Annotated in this window: 18 protein-coding genes; 5 read left to right on the top strand and 13 right to left on the bottom strand. The window is 31.6% G+C overall.

Annotated features, from left to right (window positions below; genetic code table 11):
- Positions 1-94: 94 nt before the first annotated feature.
- Together BLT88_RS12160 and BLT88_RS12165 are read right to left on the bottom strand one after the other, a co-directional pair.
- Positions 95-772, bottom strand: a complete 678-nt coding sequence (locus BLT88_RS12160) for a fibronectin type III domain-containing protein (RefSeq protein ID WP_036783269.1) — start codon at positions 770-772, stop codon at positions 95-97.
- Positions 769-4,524 carry a reprolysin-like metallopeptidase gene (locus BLT88_RS12165; RefSeq protein ID WP_231959997.1) on the bottom strand — a complete coding sequence of 1,252 codons (3,756 nt, stop codon included), beginning with the start codon at positions 4,522-4,524 and terminating at the stop codon, positions 769-771. Before BLT88_RS12165 ends, BLT88_RS12160 begins: the two co-directional genes overlap by 4 nt.
- Before the next feature lie 67 nt (positions 4,525-4,591).
- On the opposite strand from BLT88_RS12165, the gene lipB reads away from it, so the two are divergent.
- Positions 4,592-5,293 carry a lipoyl(octanoyl) transferase LipB gene (gene lipB / locus BLT88_RS12170; protein ID WP_091955049.1) on the top strand — a complete coding sequence of 234 codons (702 nt, stop codon included), beginning with the start codon at positions 4,592-4,594 and terminating at the stop codon, positions 5,291-5,293.
- A gap of 45 nt (positions 5,294-5,338) precedes the next feature.
- Here the strand turns inward: lipB and BLT88_RS12175 are convergent, their stop codons facing one another.
- Both BLT88_RS12175 and BLT88_RS12180 read right to left on the bottom strand, forming a co-directional pair.
- A complete protein-coding gene (locus BLT88_RS12175) occupies positions 5,339-6,391 on the bottom strand; it encodes a nucleoid-associated protein (RefSeq protein ID WP_091955050.1) in 1,053 nt (350 codons plus the stop codon).
- Positions 6,392-6,632: 241 nt separating this feature from the next.
- Complete coding sequence (locus tag BLT88_RS12180; protein ID WP_091955052.1) at positions 6,633-7,232, bottom strand: ribonuclease HII; 600 nt, start codon at positions 7,230-7,232, stop codon at positions 6,633-6,635.
- A gap of 196 nt (positions 7,233-7,428) precedes the next feature.
- On the opposite strand from BLT88_RS12180, the gene BLT88_RS12185 reads away from it, so the two are divergent.
- Both BLT88_RS12185 and BLT88_RS12190 read left to right on the top strand, forming a co-directional pair.
- Positions 7,429-9,399: a putative porin gene (locus BLT88_RS12185; protein WP_091955798.1), complete on the top strand. Its 1,971-nt coding sequence runs from the start codon at positions 7,429-7,431 to the stop codon at positions 9,397-9,399.
- 44 nt (positions 9,400-9,443) lie between these two features.
- Positions 9,444-9,704: a hypothetical protein gene (locus tag BLT88_RS12190; RefSeq protein WP_036788022.1), complete on the top strand. Its 261-nt coding sequence runs from the start codon at positions 9,444-9,446 to the stop codon at positions 9,702-9,704.
- A gap of 153 nt (positions 9,705-9,857) precedes the next feature.
- On the opposite strand, the gene nhaC is transcribed toward BLT88_RS12190, so the two are convergent.
- Entirely contained in the window at positions 9,858-11,342 is a 1,485-nt protein-coding gene (nhaC, locus tag BLT88_RS12195; RefSeq protein ID WP_091955053.1) for a Na+/H+ antiporter NhaC, read from the bottom strand.
- A gap of 79 nt (positions 11,343-11,421) precedes the next feature.
- Between nhaC and BLT88_RS12200 the strand changes: the two genes are divergently transcribed.
- Positions 11,422-12,444 (top strand): metal-dependent hydrolase, encoded by a 1,023-nt coding sequence (locus BLT88_RS12200; protein WP_036783248.1) that lies wholly within the window; start codon positions 11,422-11,424, stop codon positions 12,442-12,444.
- A 5-nt stretch (positions 12,445-12,449) separates the two neighbouring features.
- Here BLT88_RS12200 and BLT88_RS12205 read toward each other — a convergent pair whose 3' ends face one another.
- Positions 12,450-13,649: an aminotransferase class I/II-fold pyridoxal phosphate-dependent enzyme gene (locus tag BLT88_RS12205; protein ID WP_091955056.1), complete on the bottom strand. Its 1,200-nt coding sequence runs from the start codon at positions 13,647-13,649 to the stop codon at positions 12,450-12,452.
- A 157-nt stretch (positions 13,650-13,806) separates the two neighbouring features.
- On the opposite strand from BLT88_RS12205, the gene BLT88_RS12210 reads away from it, so the two are divergent.
- A complete protein-coding gene (locus BLT88_RS12210; protein ID WP_091955057.1) occupies positions 13,807-14,265 on the top strand; it encodes an Lrp/AsnC family transcriptional regulator in 459 nt (152 codons plus the stop codon).
- Positions 14,266-14,479: 214 nt separating this feature from the next.
- Here the strand turns inward: BLT88_RS12210 and BLT88_RS12215 are convergent, their stop codons facing one another.
- The 7 genes from BLT88_RS12215 to BLT88_RS12245 all read right to left on the bottom strand — a co-directional run bounded on the left by BLT88_RS12215 (position 14,480) and on the right by BLT88_RS12245 (position 20,869).
- On the bottom strand, positions 14,480-15,118 hold the full coding sequence (locus tag BLT88_RS12215) for a YceI family protein (RefSeq protein WP_036788021.1): 639 nt from the start codon (positions 15,116-15,118) through the stop codon (positions 14,480-14,482).
- A 114-nt stretch (positions 15,119-15,232) separates the two neighbouring features.
- Complete coding sequence (dtd, locus tag BLT88_RS12220; RefSeq protein WP_091955059.1) at positions 15,233-15,685, bottom strand: D-aminoacyl-tRNA deacylase; 453 nt, start codon at positions 15,683-15,685, stop codon at positions 15,233-15,235.
- A gap of 3 nt (positions 15,686-15,688) precedes the next feature.
- Positions 15,689-16,654, bottom strand: coding sequence for a ribosome small subunit-dependent GTPase A (gene rsgA, locus BLT88_RS12225; RefSeq protein ID WP_091955061.1), 966 nt, complete (start codon positions 16,652-16,654; stop codon positions 15,689-15,691).
- A 297-nt stretch (positions 16,655-16,951) separates the two neighbouring features.
- Entirely contained in the window at positions 16,952-18,034 is a 1,083-nt protein-coding gene (locus tag BLT88_RS12230; protein WP_036783235.1) for a bifunctional 3-deoxy-7-phosphoheptulonate synthase/chorismate mutase type II, read from the bottom strand.
- 20 nt (positions 18,035-18,054) lie between these two features.
- The gene (locus tag BLT88_RS12235; RefSeq protein WP_091955063.1) at positions 18,055-18,906 is read right to left on the bottom strand and encodes a prephenate dehydrogenase; all 852 of its coding nucleotides are present in this window, start codon (positions 18,904-18,906) and stop codon (positions 18,055-18,057) included.
- Complete coding sequence (locus BLT88_RS12240; protein WP_091955065.1) at positions 18,903-20,045, bottom strand: pyridoxal phosphate-dependent aminotransferase; 1,143 nt, start codon at positions 20,043-20,045, stop codon at positions 18,903-18,905. The genes BLT88_RS12235 and BLT88_RS12240 overlap by 4 nt, the downstream gene beginning before the upstream one ends.
- Positions 20,042-20,869 (bottom strand): prephenate dehydratase, encoded by an 828-nt coding sequence (locus tag BLT88_RS12245; protein ID WP_091955067.1) that lies wholly within the window; start codon positions 20,867-20,869, stop codon positions 20,042-20,044. Before BLT88_RS12245 ends, BLT88_RS12240 begins: the two co-directional genes overlap by 4 nt.
- Positions 20,870-21,193 lie beyond the last annotated feature (324 nt).

The raw sequence follows: 21,193 nt of genomic DNA on the forward strand, positions 1-21,193 counted from the left end.
AACAGTAAAAAATTTAAAATAAATACTTCATTTGTTGAGTTTTAAAATAAATTAAACAATTCTAAAACCTCACATGTAAGAGTAAATATGGCTTTTAATTCACTGTAAAAGTCCAAGTTTGACCAATGGATTTTGCTTCATATTGATCTTTTACATTTACTTTCCAAGAATAGGTTTTACCTGATTCTACAGAGACTGTATAAGATTTTTCGGTAAGTGTATCGTCCATTAAATTTAAGTCAGAATTTTCTCCAAAATAAAGTTCATAACTTAAAATATCATCCGTATCAGCATCAGCAGCTTCCCAGGTTAAACTTACAGAAGTTGCATTTACTTGACCATTATTTTCAGGAGAAACTAATTCTGATGCAAATGGAGCATAATTTAAAACTCCTTCTCCTTTGGTATAAAAAGCAAATATTTCTGACTCCGTACCTTGATTGTTCTTTACATCTAAGGCATCAACTTTCCAATAATAAGCAGTTTGTTTTTCTAATATAAATGTTAATTCTGAAGAAGTAGTCGTTTCGTTTTCAATAATATTTGTCATCGCCCTGTCTGTAGCAATGATAATATTATATTCTAATGCATCGTTTTCAGGATCTATAGCTTCACTCCAATTAAAGGTAATTGTATTTTCTATACACAATAAATTCTGGGATGGATAAATTAAATTAACTGCACTTGGTGCTCGATTTTTAGGATCTTTTGAACATTGAATACTCACAAAAGAAGCAAAAACTAAAACAATACTTATTAATATCTTTTTCATTGCTTTATAATTTTAATTGGTTTTGAATTTTCAATGGATAATTTTAAGATATAAATACCTAAAGCATAGTCTTTAAAAGGAATTGATAAGGTATTCTCCTCTCTTTTTATACTCTGGCTGTAAATCATTTTTCCATTCAGATCAAAAATTAGGGCATTGATATTAGGCTCACTAATACCTATCGGCAATAACAAATCAATAGAATCTGAAATAGGGTTTTGCTTTAATAAAATTTCACCAATACTAGTCTTGTAAAATCCTTCACAATCTTTTGCAGTTTTAACCTCTAATTTTCCACTTCCAAAAATTTCTATTTCAAATTCTTTGGTATCAGAAACGCTTAATAACTTCTCGTTCAGATACACCTTATAAGGAGCTGTTCCGCTATCAATATTAAAAGAGTATGTATTCGATTGATTTTTGCTTGCTACTTTTAATGCTATTTGTTCAGATGCCTCTATATTTACCTCAAAACACTGTGTGTAATTTGATTCTACAACAAAGAAACAAACTTCATAATCTCCAGGGGCCAAACCTTGACGCGTATAAGAAGTACCGGGTAAGTTTTCAGTTATATTAATTGAAGGTCCAGAAACTGTGACTTGATAAGTATATTCACTTTGATCCATAACTGCATTGATAACTCCATCATTTTCATCTACACAAGATTCTGAAGTTGTTAACACAGAAAAATTATCAGGATTATTTACCAGTTCAACAACAGTTACTGAGTAATCCTCAGTTTCTCCCCATTCTGTGAAATGATCTACATCACAAGCTCCATCTCCATAACCATTTGTAGGATCAGCGTACTCAATAATGACTCTCATTCTTGTTTCCCCAAACTTTGCACTCACCGGTACTGAAATATTAAAAGTAACGGTGCCGATATCCGCTGTCACAGTTCCTAAATCATACCTTTCTGTCTCCTTATCAAAAGTAAAATCTTGATTCCAATCGATAAAAACAAAACAATGATCCTGAAAACCGGCAGTATCTAGAGTTACACTTATCTGTTTTGTTTGCCCTCTCAGAAGGTTTGTATTTATGGATCTAAAATCTTCATAACCATCAGAGGTATCATTTCCTGAGGTATTGTTAATTCCACTAAAGGTAACATTTGTAATATGCTCTCCACCTCCTGATTCATCTGTAAAAGTTGATGGGCAGTAAAGTGGAATTTCTGTTGTAAAACTAAAAACATCCGAAAAGCTTCCCTCTCCACAATCATTTTTAGGTTTTACCCTCCAAAAATATACTGTTTCTGAAACTAAACCATCAACTTGAAAGGAGTTTTCTAAAACATTTACGCTAGAAACTATGGTCTGAAAACCACTATCTAATGCTATTTCCACATCATAAGATGCTGCATTTTGATCTTCAACCCAACTTAAAACTTCCGTTATGGAAATATTTGTAGCCCCATTTGTTGGCGAGGATAAGCTTAAAACATCAAATATTGAACTTTGTAATTTTAAAACCAAACGTACGCTTTGTGTTACTGTTGCAGATGTTCCTACAATAGTAATTTCATAATTTTTAGCTTCTTTATCTTCTAGATTTGAAACCGTTACAAGCACATTCCCATCTGAATTTATTGTCGTTGGATTAAATGTTACAGAAGAACCTACTGGGTATCCTGTAGCACTTAAAGTGGCTGTTTCTGTAAAACCATTTATAAAATCGAAATTTAAAGTATAACTGATACTTTCATCACCCGTATTACAAACTGATTGCTCACCAGTCTCGTCTATAATCAAAAAGGTTGGTGTTGATGAAACAATGCTCAACTTAGAGGTGTTTACATTATAAAAAATATTGTCAACAGCTTCTACTAGAATTCTTGCATTAGCTGTTGCATTATCTGGCACAATTATATCCTCTGCACCATCATTTGGGGTATTTGTTTTTAAGAAAATAGGAAAAGTAACACCTCCATCAGTAGATAATTTAATATTGACATTTTCACAATCTATTGGAGCGAGATCGGTAGTTCCTTTATTCCAAGCAACTGAGATTGTTTGTCCAGAACTAAAAGTTTCTTCCGCATTTTGCGAAGTTACTATGAAAGCTTCTGCGTCTACAACTTGAACTTTCATATCATCTCGAGCTGAACTTCCTCCTCCAATATGATTGTCTCTTACTAAAAAAGAAAAATTCAATTCTCTCGCTACAGAAGGCACTACCTCCCAAGTTGTAGAAGTACTGCCTAACATCACCGTAGCTATATCTGGCATAAATCGAACAGGTGCTGTTTTGGAAGGCAACGATCTAAACATTGGTCCTGAAGTATTTGTGCTTAACGGCGGCATGGTTGCAATTTCAGTATCTAATTGCTCCCAATTATAGGTTAAACTAGACAAACCGTCTTCATCTGTTGCAATGCCTTCTAATTTAAAAGGTGTAGACTTAGGAATAAAATAATCTAAACCTGCATTTGAGGTTGGCGCAGTATTATTTGTGTTCGTTAAAGCACCACAATCACCAGAACTTTGAATAGTATTCCACATTTGGGCTATGCTAACAGCATGAAAATAGTCATCACTATTTCCGTTAGGATCTCCTGCTTGAACATTTGGTGAACAAATACCAGCATATCCCATAATTGTTGATCCGCTTCCAGGTTCTACTGCTGTAGAATTTGTTCTGTTACCATTACAACTATTATTAAATGTATGGGTTGCGCCAAATTGATGGCCCATTTCATGTGCTACAAAATCTATATCATAGGGATCACCAACTGGTTGAGATCTTCCTGTTACACCTCTGGCTTTTTGACCTGATATACACACAACTCCTAAACCAGCTAAGCCATCACCACCGATGCTAAAAATGTGTCCAATATCATAATTTGAATCTCCTATAGAATTATCACAAATCGTCTGTACTTCATTAATCATCGTAGACGGTGAGCCATCTGAAATACCATCTGTAGCCGCATCTAAAAAAATTATTTTATTATTATCATTTACAATAACGAGCTTTATTGACAAATCTTTTTCAAAGATTCCGTTAATTCTTGTCATGGATGTATTCATTGCAGATAACACAGCTTCTTTTTTAACTTCATCTGTAGCAGTATCTGGAATATTTTGTTGACTTACCCCTAAATGAAATTCGGAATACTCTGCACTACAAACCAATGCCAATCTATAAGTTCTTAATTTTCCATCATTAGCATTTTTACTAAAATCGGAAACAGAAAATTCCTTTTTTGCAGAGGCTTCTACTTGACATTTAAAATCTTCGTCAAGCTTACTTAAACTACTTCTTTTGTAAATAATATAATCTTTATTATCTCTTGAATAAGGATCTATATAAACCGTTTCTTGATTACCAGAAAAAATTACTGCATGAAAACCATCGGTGCCAATGCTAATTTTTGCCAAGGCAGTTGGATCATCTATTCCTTGGGCTGAATAGGATTTAATATTGGGAAATTTAGCTTGTAATTTAGCTTCAAAATTGGAGCTTTCTTTACATCTAAATCTTGACAAACTTCCATCAGCATTCGGCAATTCAATAGTACGCTCTTCTGAGCTAGATTTACTTTTTAGCCTAGTTGTAAAACTCTCAATATCTAAACTTAGTATTTCATAAGTAGACGGAAAATTTTTCTTCTGATAAATATCTTTCTTTCCTAAAAGGGAATTCATTTTTTCTTGTTTACTCCAAATATTTTGAGAGTAAGAAAAATCAACTTTTACAAGCACTACTATTAAAAAAAGAAATAGAGAAAATTTAATTTTCATAAAAGTATATTTTGGATGCAATTTTAGTCTCAAATATAATCAATTATTTACCTTTGTCATTGAACTTATGAACAAAAACATACTTTTAAAGGACCTCCTTGTTAAGGATTATAAAGAAACTTGGGAGTTTCAATCTGAATTATTGCAAGAAATTGTTGATGTTAAAATTAAGAACAGAAGAAATAATCTACAAGAAAGTACGAAAAACCACTTTTTATTTGTGGAACATCCGCATGTCTATACATTGGGTAAAAGTGGAGATCTAAGCAATCTATTGTTAAATGAAAAACAATTAGAAGCAAAAGGTGCTACTTTTTACAAAATTAATAGAGGTGGTGACATTACCTATCACGGACCAGGACAGATTGTGGGTTATCCTATTTTAGACTTAGAAAATTTCTTTACAGATATCCATAAATACTTACGACTACTAGAAGAATCTATCATTTTAACCATTGCAGAATATGACCTAAAGGGCGTTAGAAGTGAGGGAGAAACAGGTGTGTGGCTAGATGTTGGAACACCTTTTGCTCGTAAAATTTGTGCTTTAGGAATTCGTTCTTCTAGATGGGTAACTATGCACGGTTTTGCATTGAATGTAAATACTAATCTAGGTTATTTTGACAATATAATTCCTTGTGGAATTAAAGGAAAAGCAGTGGCTTCTATGGAATCTGAATTGGGTAGAAAAATAGATACAAATGAAGTGAAACAAAAGATTTTAAAACATTTTAAAACATTGTTTGAAGTTGATGAATTTATCCTTTAGAAAACAAGAAATACCTACAAGGTTTTTAAAACCATGCGGCATAAATTATTTTTCTTCGTTAAAATAAACTTTATAAAACTTCATTTTTTTCTCTTCGTCATAACCTCTTTCTAAATACTCTGAAGCTGCCTCTGGGGCATCTACGTCTAATTTTATGCTGATATGGGTATCTAACTTAATCTCTGTTTTTAACTTGTTTTTTTCTTTCTTTAAAACAACTCCAGAAACATCAAAATTATTTCTAATTAAAACGTCATTTAAAGTTTCATAATGCTTTTTATAATCATCAAATAGCTCTTTATGCTTGTCTCCCTCAAAAACCTCATCTTTAAAAGTAGCATAATCCACAGACTCATTTTCTTTAAAGTAATCTACTGTATTTGCTAAAAAGTTGCCTTGCTCTTTCATTCCTAATTCAGGCTTAATAACCTCTTCAGAAAATTCTTTACAAAGCTCTAAATAGTTTTGGGTATGCGAATTGTAATCATCTGCCAATTTTACACTCAAGAAATTTTTAATCCAATATTGAGCATCATAGTTATTATTATCCACAGAAAGAACAACCGTTCCTTCAGTATCTGAAGTATTTAAAATTAAACAACCTTTATCTATTCTTTTGGTCGATATTCCTTTCTGAATAACAACATCAAAACTTTCATTATCGTCTAAATAGGTTTGAAAAAAATCTACTTTATTTTCAATTTTAAAAATACCTACAGCCTCCGTTAAAACATCTTTATACTCGATACCTTCAATAAAAACGATGAGCACATCTCCTGTTTTTATCTGAGCAGAATTAGATTGTTCATATAAATGATTCACGATGTTTTTGGAATATTCTACAAACGAACTCTCTTCTTTAAAAACCTCTGAAGCATAATTATTCAATTCATTTAAACGCACATCTGCATGATGTGAAAAACGATAACTCTGCGTTAAACCACCAAAAGGTTTTAATAAGAAGTTCTTCATTAAATCGTAACTTTCTTGATCGAAGCGAATTAGATCTTCAGAGAATACATTATGCCCGCTATTAAATTTATTTGCTACTTTATGAAGAATGCATTTGGTAATTTCTGCGCGTGTTTTTTTAATCATCTTGTAAAATTGAGAACGTAAAAATAGTTGAAGTTTTTAAATAAACCCTAAATAACTTAATCTGTTTCTGAAATTATAATTCTAAAAATTCGCAGCAGTGTTTTGGATTATTTGAAAAATTTGTTTGTACTATTTAAGGTTTCCTAAAGGAAAATATATTTTTATTGTTCGTTGCTTATCAAGTGAAAGAATGAAAGTCAAAAGAGTAAGAAATAACAGCAGAAAAAATATGAATTGAAGTTTACAAGTCTAACTTTATTTGTTCTGGTAATAACCGAAATGTTTTTCTGTGGTATTGTGTTATCCCAAATTCACGAATTCCATTGCGATGTTCTTTGGTAGGATATCCTTTGTTTTTTTGCCAATTATACATTGGAAATTCTTGGTGAATCTTTTCCATATATTCATCTCTATATGTTTTTGCCAATACTGAAGCTGCTGCAATACTCACATATTTTGCATCTCCCTTTACAATCGTTTCATGAGGTATTTCTTTATAATTCTTGAATTTATTTCCATCTACAATTATAAATTCTGGCAGAATTTCAAGTTCTGTAATCGCTCGATGCATACCAGTAATGGATGCCTGCAAAACATTAATTTCATCAACCTCATCTTGCCAAACAAATGAAACCCCAAATGCAATGGCATTTTCTTCAATAAATGGTCTTAATTCTTCTCTCTTTTTTTTCGATAATTGCTTCGAATCGTTTAAAAAAGGGTGTGTAAAATCCTTACGAAGAATTACGGCTGCAGCAACAACAGGTCCGCATAAACAACCTCTTCCTGCTTCATCCGTGCCAGCTTCCAAAGAAAAACCACTAAAATTTGACTTCAACATATTACAAAGAAAAGAAAACTTTTTCTTTTAGATTCTTATTATCCCCCATTAGTTGGAGACAAATTCTATAGAAATTACAATTTTAAGAAGCTTTAAAGAAACTTAATGAAGAATTTTTAAAGAATCGGATTTCATCATAATTATTACTGATTCATTTCGTTTAATTATTTTACATTTGTCTTTGTTAAAATTTGGAATGAAAAAAACAATTTTTTTAACCTTTTTATTATTTGGCTTTGTACTGAATAGTATTTACTGTCAGACAAAATTAAATTTTGATGGAAAGAGAGGAGACAAATTTGAAGCTTTAAATGGCAGCATTGATTCCCTAACAAATAACGGATCTACCAAGATTATTTTATCCGGAAAAACAAAATATACAGACTATAAAATATTTTCTCACAAAAGAGATACTTCATACATCGACACTACCTTAACTTTAAAAAAGGAATACAAATTCAACTATTTAAGAACAGATAACTTTGAATTACTTCCTTTTCATAACCAGGGTCAAACTTTTAATAATTTAGCATACAGTTTTAACAATTTAAATAATCTGCCAGATATTGGTTTTACTGCAAAACAATTTAGCTATTTAGACATTGATGAAATAAAATATTATGAAGTTCCTACACCAACTACAGAAATTTCATACCGCACAGGCTTGCAACAAGGGCAATTTGTAGATGCTCTTTTTACACTAAATTTTTCGAGACGATTAAATGTTTCTGTTTCCTACAAAGGTCTTCGTTCTTTGGGTGCCTATAGACAATCTTTAGCCAGTAATGGAAATTTTCGCGGAACTTTTCAATACAGAACCAAAGAAAATCAATATCAAATTAGAGGCCATTTAACAAGTCAAGATTTTTTTAATGAAGAAAGTGGTGGTTTAACAACAGCCGCTTTAGAAAGTTTTATTTCTGAAGATCCAGATTTTGACAAAAGGGCAAGATTAGATGTAAATTTAACCGATTCAGAAAATCAATTCGATAGTAATCGCATATATTTAGAACAAAGTTTCAAACTACTATCTAACAAAGACACCATCACTAAAAAAGATTTCAGCAATTTAAAAATTGGTCATATTTTTATAAATGAAAGTAAAAATTATAATTTTACACAAAAATCCGCAACATCAGCAATATTTGGAGAAGTAACTGCAACTGATGCCAATAAAAATGATGCAGAAAGTAAAATTACAAGTAATGAAGTACATTTAGAATTTAATTCAAAATATGTTTTAGGTAAATTTAAAGCGAAAGTGAATTACACAAATTATTCTTATGGCTATGATACTATTTTAAACAGTAAGAATATTGTAAAGAAATTAAAATTAGCAGGAAGTGCAATTTCTATTGGAGCAGATTGGAATGCAAAAATTAAAAATTTTCAACTAAATGCTGATGCTTCTCTCACACCAGGCTCTGGAAGGTTGTCGGGCACTTATTTAAAAGGAGAGGCTATTTATGAAAAAGACAGTCTTTTCGCTGTAAAAGGAAGTTTATTAATAAATTCTAAATCGGCAAATTTCAACACATTATTACATCAAAGCTCATATGATGCTTACAATTGGCAAAACGATTTTAGCAACGTAAATACGAGAGATCTAGGTTTTACCTTTCATTCTAAATGGATCAATGCCGCACTAAATTTTACTAATATTGACAACTATACTTATTTTGATGAAAACAATACACCACGGCAATTTGAAAATCAGATTACCTATTTAAAAGTAAAAGCAAATAGAGAGTTTAAATACTGGAAACTAGCTCTAGAAAATACGGTTATGTATCAAAACGTAACGAGTGGAAGTTCGGTTTTTAGAGTTCCTGAGTTTGTAACGAGAAATACTTTTTACTACACCGATTATTGGTTTAAAGGAAAACCCATGTTGGTAAATATTGGCGTTACTTTTAAATATTTCACCAAGTACAAAGCAAATGCTTATAATCCTTTATTAGCAGAATTTACTTTACAAAATGATGAAGAAATAGGTTTTCCAACTTTTGATGTTTTTATAAATGCTCAAGTCCGTAGAACCCGCTTGTATCTAAAAGTAGATAATGTAACTTCTGGTTTTACTGAAAAGAATTATTTTTCTGCACCGAATTACCCTTACAGAGATTTAACCATTCGTTTTGGATTGGTGTGGAACTGGTTTATTTAGCAAGTTACCCGCAATATATAAAGAAAAAGTTCCTTTCAAAAGTGATGAACATACTGAAACAAAATTGGAAGCTGTTTTTAATAGCAAGTTTAACTTTAGGTTTAGCACCTTTTAATCCGCCACATATTTGGGGTAAATTACAATGGATTTTGGGAGGTAATGCTTTTTCTGCAGAAAACGGAATGGAATCTCAAGATTGGTTTGACGTTTTACTTCATGGAACTCCGTGGATTTTATTACTGATTTCTATTTTTCTAAATCTTTTTGCAGCCAAGTCGAAAGTTACATCATCAAAGAAGACTTAATAATTGAGCATTTCTTGAGTTAACCCAAGAGATAGAGTTACATCTTAAACCCAACTCCGTTAGTATTTCGTTGTAATAACCCTAAAAATTTTGGCTTGTAATGGCATTTTTCCTAGTTTTTAAGCTTCAATAATAATTACATAAACCATCATTTTACTTAGTTGCCAACTGCTTAATTTTTATTTTGAAAGCGGCAAAAATCAATGTCATAAAAGGACTAAGCCAATTAAAAATTGCATAGATGGCGTAATCAAAAACAGAAACTCCTAAAACTCCAGAGTGATACGCTCCACAAGTATTCCATGGGATTAATACAGAGGTTACGGTACCAGAATCTTCTAAAGTTCTACTTAAATTTTCTGGTGCTAACCCCTTATCTGCATATACTTTGGCGTACATTTTACCAGGCACCAAAATGGCCAAATATTGATCTGATGCTGTAAAGTTTAATCCGATACAAGTAAAAACTGTACTTGCAAACAACCCAAAAATAGAATCAAATAGCGTTAACATAAATGCACTAATTCTTGCCAAGGCACCAATTGCATCCATAATACCACCAAAAACCATAGCACATAAAATAAGCCAGATTGTTCCTAGCATTTTAGCCATTCCGCCCGCAGTAAATAAATCTGCTAAAGCTGCATTTTCTGTAGCAACTGATGTTTTAACAGTTATGGCTTGCATAATTCCTTTATACGCAGTCGTAAAAGTTAGTTCTTCAGCACCCGTAATTTGTGCAACAACTTCTGGTTGAAAAATTAAGGCAAAAATACCTCCTAAAATAGTTCCGGCTAATAATGCTGCTAATGGCGGAGTTTTCTTAATGATTAATAAAACGACAATTATTGGCACTAAAAACAACCAAGGTGTAATATTGAACGCCTTATTAATATCTGCTAATAAAACAGCCGTATCTGCCTCTCCAGTGGAATTCTGTGTAAATCCTAAAATGATAAAAATAATTAAAGTAATTACTATGGTTGGCACTGTGGTATATGCCATGTATTTTATGTGCGTAAAAAGATCTGTACCTGCCATCGCTGGGGCTAAATTTGTAGTATCTGACATTGGTGACATTTTATCCCCGAAATAAGCACCCGATAAAACGGCACCTGCAGTCATTCCTAGAGAAATTCCGAGGGCCTCTCCAATACCTATTAATGCAATACCAACTGTTGCTGAAGTTGTCCAAGAACTACCCGTTGCAATAGAAATGATTGCACAAATTATTAAACAAGCTGCTAAAAAGATAGTTGGATTTAAGACCTGTAATCCGTAGTATATCATAGATGGAATAATACCACTTATTAACCAAGTTCCTGCCAAAGCACCTACCATTAAAAGAATTAAGATTGCTCCCGCTGTAGATTTTATATTTTCTGCAACTTCCTCAATCATAAATTTATAAGAAATTTTATTTCTAAAACCTACAAATGCTGCAACTGCGCCACCCAGAAGTAAAACAAACTGATTACTGCCACTCAAAGCATCATCACCAAACACAAAAACGTTGTAAGCCAACATTGCAACTAAAGCTAAAACAGGAAATAGAGCTTCCCAAATATTTAACTCTTTGTTGACAATAATTTTTTCATCTTTAATTGTGGTTTTTGACCCATTTTTATTGTGTTGCATTCTCTATTTTTTTGTTCTGTAATGTTACGATTTTACATAATGTTATGCAAATCAAATTGGTTGGCTTATTTTTGTGATTATGGATTCATTAACTCAGATTGTTTTAGGTGCTGCTTGTGGAGAAGCTATTCTAGGAAAAAAGATTGGAAACAAAGCACTTTTATTCGGCGCAATTGGAGGTACAATTCCAGATTTAGATGTTTTTGTTGGGCGGCTGTTATACAGCAATGAGATTCAAGCAATGGCGTTTCATAGAGGTTTTATGCACTCCATATTGTTTGCAGTTTTAGCTTGTTTTACTTTTGGATGGCTTACTTATAAACTTTATAATTCAAATAAAAGAAAAGGCACAACAACTCAGAAAGATTGGATTTTGCTATTCTTTTGGTCCATTTTTACGCATCCAATCTTAGATTGCTTTACACCATATGGCACGCAATTATTTGCACCATTTTCCAATTATAGAATTGCCTTTAATAATATTTCTGTTGCTGATCCTTTTTATACCATTCCGTTTTTACTGTGCATGATAATATTGATGTTTTTCAATAGAAACAGAGCAAGAAGAACTTGGTGGTTAAAAGCAGGAATTTACATCAGCTCTGCCTATATGATATTTACAATCTTCAATAAGTTTTATATCGATGACGTATTTAAAAAATCTTTTAAAAAAGGAGGAATTGCCTATAATCGATTTTCTGCACAACCTACGATTCTGAATAATATTTTGTGGTATGCAGTGGCTGAAACTGATAAAAATTATCATTTTACTTTTTATTCTCTTTTAGATACGAGCTCAATCTCTGAAAAAATTATAACTATTAAAAAGCAGCATGATTTAATTGATATGGATACTGGTAATCTAAAAACATTAACTTGGTTTAGCAATAATTATTTCAATATCTCTAAAAAGGAAAAAGTTGGCACCTATAAATATGTAGATTTACGGTATCCAATGTTAAATCCTGAAGATGCCAATACTTCCGTTTTTAATTTTACAATTTATAATGAAGGTGTAAATTGGGATATTTTACCCTTTGACGGAGTTAGGCCAAACAAAGAAGATTTTAGCAAATTTATGGATAGGTTAACAGGAATATAATGTTGTTATAAAACACCCACTTCTTTCATACAGGATTTCATCATTTCATACGTTCTTTCAATATCATTATCTAAACCTATTGAAAATCTGATTAATCCATCTGAAAGACCCATTTCTTTTTGTTCTTCTTCTGATATTTCTGAAGATGTAGAGGATCCAGGAGCAGAAAACAATGTTTTATAAAACCCTAAACTTACTGCTAAGTAACCCAAGTTTTTCTGCTGCATTAATTCCATTAATTCATTTGCTTTTTCTAAAGAACCTGCATCAATCGTTAACATGCCACCAAAACCAAATTCAACATTCATCATACTTTTAAAAAGTTGGTGAGAAGGATGAGATGTTAAACCCGGATATACCGTTTTCAATCCATCAGTTTCAAATTTATCCGCTAAAAAAGCAGCATTCAAACTATGTTGTTTCATTCTAATATGCAAAGTTCTCATGTTTTTTAAGACGGATGAAGCTCTTAAACTATCCATTGTAGATCCTAATAACATGCTTGCACCATCATTTACATTTCGCAAATCGTTGATAAATTCTTGTGTTCCACAAACCACTCCTCCAACGGTATCTGAAGAACCATTTATAAACTTTGTTAAACTATGGCAAACTACATCTGCACCTAACTTTGCTGGTGAAATTGACAAAGGAGAAAACGTATTATCCACTACTAATTTTAAATTATATTTTTTAGCTAAGGCAGACAAAGCTTTAATGTCTGCAACTTCTAACAAAGGATTACTCACAGATTCACAATACAAAACTTTCGTTTTCTCAGTAATAGCAGCTTCTACAATATCTAATTTTGTGATGTCTACAAAAGTAGTTTCAATTCCTAGTCTTGGTGTGAAGTTTTTTAAGAATGCATACGTTCCGCCATAAATAGTTCGGCTAGAAACAATATGTTCTCCTGCAGCAACTAACTGCAATAAAACAGGTGTAATTGCGCCCATTCCGGAAGCAGCAACATTTGCCGTTTCTGTACCCTCCATAGCAGCTAAAGCTTCTCCTAAATATAAATTACTGGGAGTAGAATGACGTGAATACAAATAACAACCATCAGTATTTCCTTCAAAAGTATCTACCATTGTTTTTGCCGATAAGAAAGTATAGGTAGATGAATCTGAAATAGATGGATTTACACCACCGAATTCGCCAAAATACTGTAAATCTTGAATGTTATCTGCTGGATTGAATTTCATAATTGATCGTTTTATTTTACAACAAAATAACAACTAAATAGAAATAAAGTCAACTTAAAGAATTATATATAAATTATTTATCTAAATTTGAACTAGTAATTAGTTTTAAAAACTATATATACACAAGTGAATATCTTTTTTTAGAAAATTTTTAATTATGCATTTAGATTTTATAGATAAAAAACTTATCAATTTGCTGCAAAATGATAGTAAGCAAACCACCAAAAAACTCTCTTTACAATTAAACCTATCGGTTACTGCTGTTTATGAACGTATTAAAAAACTTGAAAAAGGAGAAGTCATTCAAAAGTATGTCGCCATTATTAATAAACATAAAATTGATAAATCTTTTTTAGTGTTTTGTCACATTAAACTGATTCAACATTCTAAAGAATTTGTTACTACTTTCGAAAGGGAAATCTTGAAGTTAGAGGAAGTTTCTGAGTGTTTTCATGTGAGTGGTGAGTATGATTATATCTTAAAAGTGTATGTAAAAGATATGGACGAATACCGGGAATTTATGGTTACAAAACTAACTGCTATTAAACATATTGGCAGTACACATAGTACTTTTGCCATTGAAGAAGTAAAAAACACTACACTGATTAATCTATAAAAAAAAACCCAAAACTTTCGTTCTGGGTCTTTAAATCATTCTTCTTCAAATAAACTATCTACTATTTACTTGAATGTGATCCGTCACAATATCCATTTGGGTCTTGAGTGTTTCCACATCCACAAGGTCTGTCTGCTTTATTAAGTTTCATATTTTTAGTAATTTTTAAAGTTAAACTATTTGGGTTGATACTTAGTTCGTATAAATATATTGATTATGCTTTTGTTTTTACTTCAAAAGACATCTCCATTAAATCATTTATAAATTTATCTTTTAATCCTTCTATCCATCTTTTAGAACCATATTTTACATTAAAATCTGCTCTATCTACATTAAAAACATCACTTTTAAAAGTAGTTACTCCACCTTCTGTAGAAATCATTGCAGGAATTGTAATACTCTTTGTAACATCTTTAATTTGTAAGTTACCTGTTACAGCTAACTTTCCTTCAACGTCTTCTACCTTGGTAATTACAAATTTAGAAGTAGGATATACAGCGATATCAAAAAAGTCTGGTGCTTTTAAATGACCTTCTATTTTTCCTGCACCATCACTTCCAGCCATGTCTACATTTGTAATCGTATTCATATCTATTACAAACTCACCTCCTTTTAAAGTCCCTTCTTCAACTAATAAACCTCCGCTCTTTATTGCTACTGTTCCGTTATGAGAACCAGTTGGTTTAGTTCCTATCCAAGTTAAAACAGAAGCTGTAGTATCTACATTATCTAACGCTGCAATACTTACCTCTACTTTTACAGCCTCCTTTACTTCCACTTTTTCTTTTTTCTCACCTTTACATGCCGTTAAAAGTGATGCTACTACTACTAATGATAAAACTATTTTTCTCATTTTTTTATTGATTTTAAATTTATTTTCCATGGCAAATATATGTTATTTATTTTCCTTGGAATATAGTAATGATTTTTTTTTGATAAAATTAACAGTTGGGGTAATTCAGAAAATTTATGCCTTTACTTTAGAATCTATAATAATGGTTACTGGTCCATCATTTAACAACTCAACTTTCATATCTGCACCAAATTCTCCTGTTTGCACTTTCTTATTTAATTCTTTTTCTAAGGATGCCACAAATTGCTGATATAAGGGAATTGCCAATGCTGGTTTTGCCGCTTTCATATAACTTGGTCTGCTTCCTTTTTTGGTAGATGCATGTAATGTAAATTGACTCACTACAATTACATTTCCATCAATATCAATTAGAGATTTATTCATAACATCGTTCTCATCATTAAAAACACGAAGACTCGACACTTTTCTTACCAACCAATTAATATCTGCTTCAGTATCTTCTTCCACAATTCCCAAAAGAATAAGCAATCCTTCTTGTATGTCTGCAACTTTATGTTGGTTAATCGTTACACTCGCTTTTGATACTCTTTGAACAACAATTTTCATACTTTACTCATTATCCTCTTCGTTCCAAATATCTGTTCTAAAATGCTCTTTTTCTTCTTCGCCATCTAAAATTTGAAGATAGCTTTTATAACGAGACCAAGAAATTTTTTCTTCTTCTAAAGCTTGTTTTACAGCACAGTTAGGTTCTTTTGTATGAATACAATTATTAAATTTACAATCTTGTTTTAAGGCAAAGAACTCTGGAAAATAATCTCCTAATTCGTATTTATCAATATCTACAATTCCAAAACCTTTAATTCCTGGTGTATCTATAATTCTTGCATCAAAACTTAAATCGAACATTTCTGCAAAAGTTGTTGTGTGTTTTCCTTGGTTGTGTTGATCTGAAATTTCTTTGGTTTTCAAATTTAAAGAGGGCTCTATTGCATTGACTAAGGTAGATTTACCAACTCCTGAATGACCTACAAACATGGATGTTTTACCTGTCATTATTTCCTTAATTTGATCTATATTTATATTTTGAGTAGAAGAAACTTCTATACATCTGTAACCAATTGCTTCGTATATATCTTTCAGGTATAAAATTTCTGCACGCTCTTCAATTTCATAAGAATCAATTTTATTAAAAACCAAAATAGTATCTATCCTGTATGCTCTTGTTGAGACTAAAAAACGATCTATAAATGCCGCAAATGTTGGCGGATTGTTAATCGTTATCAGCAAAAAAACTTGATCAATATTTGCTGCAATAATATGTATTTGTTTAGAAAGGTTTACAGATTTTCTGACGATGAAATTATCTCTATCCAAAATCTTTTGAATGACACCGGTTTCTTCATCTCCTTTTTTTTCTAAATTGAAAACAACCTTATCACCAACCGCGATTGGATTGGTGCTTTTTATATCTTTAATTCTAAATTTTCCTTTAATTCTACATTGATGAAACTCACCATCTTCAGATTTTACTTGATACCAGCTTCCTGTAGATTTATATACGATTCCTGTCATTGGTACAAAGATGCAGAATTTTAAATAAAAAGGAGAATGTCAGTTCGAGTGATTTTCAATTTTATGAGAAAATTATAGCATCATAAAAAGTATAAAAAAAATCCTTCAGGCTTTAAAAACCTAAAGGATCTATAAATTCTATTGATAATTTTAAAGCACTTACTTTTAAGGTTTCCCTTTGCGTTAAGGATTAAGTGGTTTGTTTGAGCTCTTTTTGTTTTTTTTTAAAACAAAAAAGCGAGTAACGAAAGCCTGACTTGGTCCTGAACGCCTTCAGGATAAAGCAACGCTCAAAAATTATCCGTTAATAATCTTTTCTTGATGATTGATCGATTCCTGGTGAATTGCTTTAAACATTTTTAAAACAAACTCTTCACTTAGACCTCTACTATCCCCTTCTAAAACCATGTTACCTAAAATTTCGTTCCAACGTCTAGACTGTAAAACAGCCACGTTTTGATCTTTCTTTAAAGCTCCAATTTTATCGGCAACTTGCATTCTTTTGCCTAACATCTCAATTAACTGATCATCTACAACGTTAATTTGTGCTCTCAAATTCTCTAAAGGCTCTCTGTAACTAGAAGCCGTTTCAGTAGTTTTTTTGATTTTTAATTCATCCATAATAGACTTTAGCTTTGTTGGCGTAACTTGCTGAGCAGCATCACTCCAAGCATTTTCAGGATCGTAATGTGTTTCAATCATTAAACCATCAAAATTTAAATCTAAAGCAACCTGAGAAATATCTTGAATCATTTCTCTATTCCCAGTAATGTGAGAGGGATCGTTGATTAAAGGTAAATCTGGAAATTTATTTTGAAACTCAATAGCCAATTGCCAGTTAGGATTATTTCTGTACTTCGTTTTTTCATAAGTAGAAAAACCTCTATGAATTGCTCCTAAATTTTTAATACCTGCTGTATATAATCTTTCAATACCCCCTAGCCATAAAGCTAAATCTGGATTTACTGGATTTTTAACCAACACAATTTTGTCTGTTCCTGCCAAAGCATCTGCAATTTCTTGCATAATAAAAGGTGAAACTGTAGAACGAGCACCAATCCATAATAAATCTACATCATTTTCGATCGCTAGTTTTACATGCGCTGCATTGGCAACTTCTGTACAGGTTTTCATCCCTGTTTCTTCTTTTACTTTCTTTAACCATCTTAGACCAATTTCACCAACACCTTCAAACATTCCTGGTCTTGTTCTTGGTTTCCAAATTCCCGCTCTAAAATAGTTTACATCAGAATCTTTTAATTCGTGTGCGATTTTTAAAACCTGTTCTTCGGTTTCTGCACTACAAGGCCCTGCTATTACTAGTGGATGCGCTAAATTCATATCATCCAACCATGTTCTTAATTCTTTTGTATTCTTCATTTTTCTACTTGTTTTGGCTCTTAGTTTATGCCGTTTAAAATTTGTTTTATATAATTTGTGTTCTCCATTTCTTTAAAAATTTCAGAGAAATTATCTTGTTCCATCAACTCTTTAAATTGTTGCAAATTATGGATGTATTCTTCTAACGTTTCTATTACGTTTTCTTTATTTTGTTTAAAAATTGGCGTCCACATTGCTGGCGAACTTTTTGCCAAACGCACAGTTGATTCAAAACCTGAACCTGCCATATCAAAAATATCGCGTTCATTTTTTTCTTTATCAATTACTGTTTTACCTAACATAAATGCACTAATGTGTGATAAGTGCGAAACATACGCAATATGTTTATCATGAGAAACAGGATCCATATAACGAATACGCATTCCAATTGCTGTAAATAACTGCAATGCTTTTTCTTGAAGCTTAAAAGTTGTTTTTTCTACTTCACAAATAATATTGGTTTTTCCAATGTATAAGCCAGAAATTGCCGCTGTGGGCCCAGACTTTTCTGTCCCTGCAATTGGGTGACATGCTAAAAAATTTCTTCTTTTTGGATGATGTTCAACTGCTTTACAGATTGCCTCTTTTGTTGATCCTGCATCTACTACCAAACCTGTCTCAGAAATTTTATCTAAAATCGTTGGTAATAATTTTACCGTGGCATCTACCGGAATTGAAACAATTACTAAATCTGCATTCTTTATATCATCTAAAGTTGCTTTCTTATCTATTAAATTTAATGTTAAAGCCTTATTTAAGGTTTCATCTTTTCTGCTAATTCCGTGAATAATAGCATTTGGATTGTTTTTTTTAATATCAATAGCAAAACTACCACCAATTAAACCAATACCAATCATGTATATATTTTTCATATTCTTGCTATTGCTTCTTTAATTATTTCTGAAGTTACACATAACGAAAAACGTATATACCCTTCTCCTTGGCTGCCAAAAACAGTTCCTGGAGTTATAAAAATATCTTTATCGTATAAAATTGCATCTGTAACTACTGTAGATTTTTGCCCTTCTGGGATTTTTGCCCAAACAAATAACCCTGTTGAATTTGTATCGTAAGTAGCGTTTAATTTATCTGCTAATTGCCAAACTAAATTTCTACGTTCTTCATATATTCTATTTTGAGCTAAAAACCAATCATCAGATAATTGAAGGGCTTCTATGGCTCCTTTTTGAATTCCGTAAAACATCCCAGAATCCATATTACTTTTTACTTTTAAAATCTCATTAATGAAAGTTACATTTCCTAAAACCATACCAACTCTCCAGCCAGCCATATTAAAAGTTTTGCTTAACGAATTTAATTCTAAAGCAATATCTTTTGCGCCTTCAACTTCTAAAATACTAATAGGATTGTCATTTAAAATAAAACTATAGGGATTATCATTTATAATTAAAATCTGATGTTTTTTACCAAAAGCGACTAACTTTTCAAAGGTCTCTATCGTTGCATTTGTTCCTGTTGGCATATGGGGATAATTCACCCACATAATTTTCACCTCTGTTAAATCTTGACTTTCTAATTCCTCAAAATTTGGCTGCCAATTATTTTCGTCACATAAATTATAAAAAAGAGGCTCTGCACCTACTAATTTTGTAACAGAAGTGTAGGTAGGGTATCCAGGATTGGGAATTAACACTTTATCTCCTTCATTTAAAAAAGCCATAGAAATATGCATGATTCCTTCTTTGCTTCCCATTAAAGGCAACACCTCATTTTCTGGATTAACAGCTACACTAAACTTATTTTTATAAAACTCAGCAATTGCATTTCTTAATTCTGGTAAACCCTGATATGATTGATATTTATGCGCACTCACATCATTCAAGCTTCCTTGAATAGCCTCTAAAACTTGCACCGGTGGTTGTAAATCGGGTGAACCAATTCCCATATTTATAATTGGTTTTCCAGCAGCGACTAACCCCCTAACTTCTCTCAATTTTTTAGAGAAATAGTATTCTTGCACTGTTTCTAATCTTTTAGCTGGTTTAATCATTTTCTACCATTTTTATAGGCTCCTAAAATTTTGAATTCTTCTGCCATTATTTCAATAATTTTTACTGCTTTTTGATATTCTTCGTATTCATCAAAAGTTACATCTACAAAAAATGAATATTTCCAAGGCTTCTCTATCACCGGCAGTGACTGTATTTTCGTTAAGTTCATTTTACAATCGCTCAAAACGTTTAAAATTGCTGCTAAACCTCCTCTTTTATGGTTTAATTGAAATTTTAATGAAGATTTATTAATTTGATCAATTCCATTACTTGGCTCATGTGTTTGCACGATGACGAATCTTGTAGCATTATCTTTTATGGTTTGAATTTCATCCTCTATTATTTCTAAGTCAAAAATTTCTGCGGCAATTTTTGGCGCAATTGCTGCAATACCCTCTAAAGTTCCTTTTGCAATTCTTTTCGCAACTTCTGCCGTATCTACATCTTCTACTAGCTTAATATGAGGATGTTTTTTAAAAAACTCCTTACATTGTAACAATGCCATTGGATGCGACCAAACTTCTTTAATATCTTTTATCTGCTGACCTGGTAATGCCATTAAATGATGGTGAATATTTAAATACTCTTCACCTACAATATGCAAATTATTACTATCTATTAGCGCATAATTTGGTATAATCGAACCTGCAATTGTATTCTCTAAAGCCATTACTCCATACGTTGCAGAACCATCTAATAAACTATCTACCAATACATCAAAAGACATGCATTCTTTTAATTGAACTGCTGTTCCGTAAAAGTCGCGTGCAACTTTATGGTGATTTGAGCCTTCTGCTCCTTGTATTGCAATAATTTTGTTCATTTATATCAAAAAAAAAGTCTCGAATTAAATTCGAGACTTTATATTATGTGAATGTTTCTTAACAACATGATACAAAGTCTCTTCTTTTATTGTAAAAATAAAAGTATACATAGAAACGAGTAAAATTGTTGTTTAACATTTTGTTCTCTAATGATTGAAAGAACAAATCTAGAGATTATATTGGGATATACAAATATTATTAAAAAAGTTTACAAATTTTTATGAAATTTTCAAAATGAGTTCATTATTTTTATCAAAATTCAACTTATATTGGTTTATATTTAAATAAATGTAATACTATTTAAAGAAAAAAAAGTATCAAAT

Origin of the sequence: Polaribacter sp. Hel1_33_78 (assembly GCF_900106075.1) — a bacterium.
Taxonomy (GTDB): domain Bacteria; phylum Bacteroidota; class Bacteroidia; order Flavobacteriales; family Flavobacteriaceae; genus Polaribacter.

What these genes read in the sequence shown, in the direction of transcription:
- BLT88_RS12160 (WP_036783269.1), bottom strand. Translation starts at nt 772, where the DNA reads ATGAAAAAGATATTAATAAGTATTGTTTTAGTTTTTGCTTCTTTTGTG.
- BLT88_RS12165 (WP_231959997.1), bottom strand. Translation starts at nt 4,524, where the DNA reads ATGAAAATTAAATTTTCTCTATTTCTTTTTTTAATAGTAGTGCTTGTA.
- lipB (WP_091955049.1), top strand. Translation starts at nt 4,592, where the DNA reads ATGAACAAAAACATACTTTTAAAGGACCTCCTTGTTAAGGATTATAAA.
- BLT88_RS12175 (WP_091955050.1), bottom strand. Translation starts at nt 6,391, where the DNA reads ATGATTAAAAAAACACGCGCAGAAATTACCAAATGCATTCTTCATAAA.
- BLT88_RS12180 (WP_091955052.1), bottom strand. Translation starts at nt 7,232, where the DNA reads ATGTTGAAGTCAAATTTTAGTGGTTTTTCTTTGGAAGCTGGCACGGAT.
- BLT88_RS12185 (WP_091955798.1), top strand. Translation starts at nt 7,429, where the DNA reads ATGAAAAAAACAATTTTTTTAACCTTTTTATTATTTGGCTTTGTACTG.
- BLT88_RS12190 (WP_036788022.1), top strand. Translation starts at nt 9,444, where the DNA reads ATGAACATACTGAAACAAAATTGGAAGCTGTTTTTAATAGCAAGTTTA.
- nhaC (WP_091955053.1), bottom strand. Translation starts at nt 11,342, where the DNA reads ATGCAACACAATAAAAATGGGTCAAAAACCACAATTAAAGATGAAAAA.
- BLT88_RS12200 (WP_036783248.1), top strand. Translation starts at nt 11,422, where the DNA reads ATGGATTCATTAACTCAGATTGTTTTAGGTGCTGCTTGTGGAGAAGCT.
- BLT88_RS12205 (WP_091955056.1), bottom strand. Translation starts at nt 13,649, where the DNA reads ATGAAATTCAATCCAGCAGATAACATTCAAGATTTACAGTATTTTGGC.
- BLT88_RS12210 (WP_091955057.1), top strand. Translation starts at nt 13,807, where the DNA reads ATGCATTTAGATTTTATAGATAAAAAACTTATCAATTTGCTGCAAAAT.
- BLT88_RS12215 (WP_036788021.1), bottom strand. Translation starts at nt 15,118, where the DNA reads ATGAGAAAAATAGTTTTATCATTAGTAGTAGTAGCATCACTTTTAACG.
- dtd (WP_091955059.1), bottom strand. Translation starts at nt 15,685, where the DNA reads ATGAAAATTGTTGTTCAAAGAGTATCAAAAGCGAGTGTAACGATTAAC.
- rsgA (WP_091955061.1), bottom strand. Translation starts at nt 16,654, where the DNA reads ATGACAGGAATCGTATATAAATCTACAGGAAGCTGGTATCAAGTAAAA.
- BLT88_RS12230 (WP_036783235.1), bottom strand. Translation starts at nt 18,034, where the DNA reads ATGAAGAATACAAAAGAATTAAGAACATGGTTGGATGATATGAATTTA.
- BLT88_RS12235 (WP_091955063.1), bottom strand. Translation starts at nt 18,906, where the DNA reads ATGAAAAATATATACATGATTGGTATTGGTTTAATTGGTGGTAGTTTT.
- BLT88_RS12240 (WP_091955065.1), bottom strand. Translation starts at nt 20,045, where the DNA reads ATGATTAAACCAGCTAAAAGATTAGAAACAGTGCAAGAATACTATTTC.
- BLT88_RS12245 (WP_091955067.1), bottom strand. Translation starts at nt 20,869, where the DNA reads ATGAACAAAATTATTGCAATACAAGGAGCAGAAGGCTCAAATCACCAT.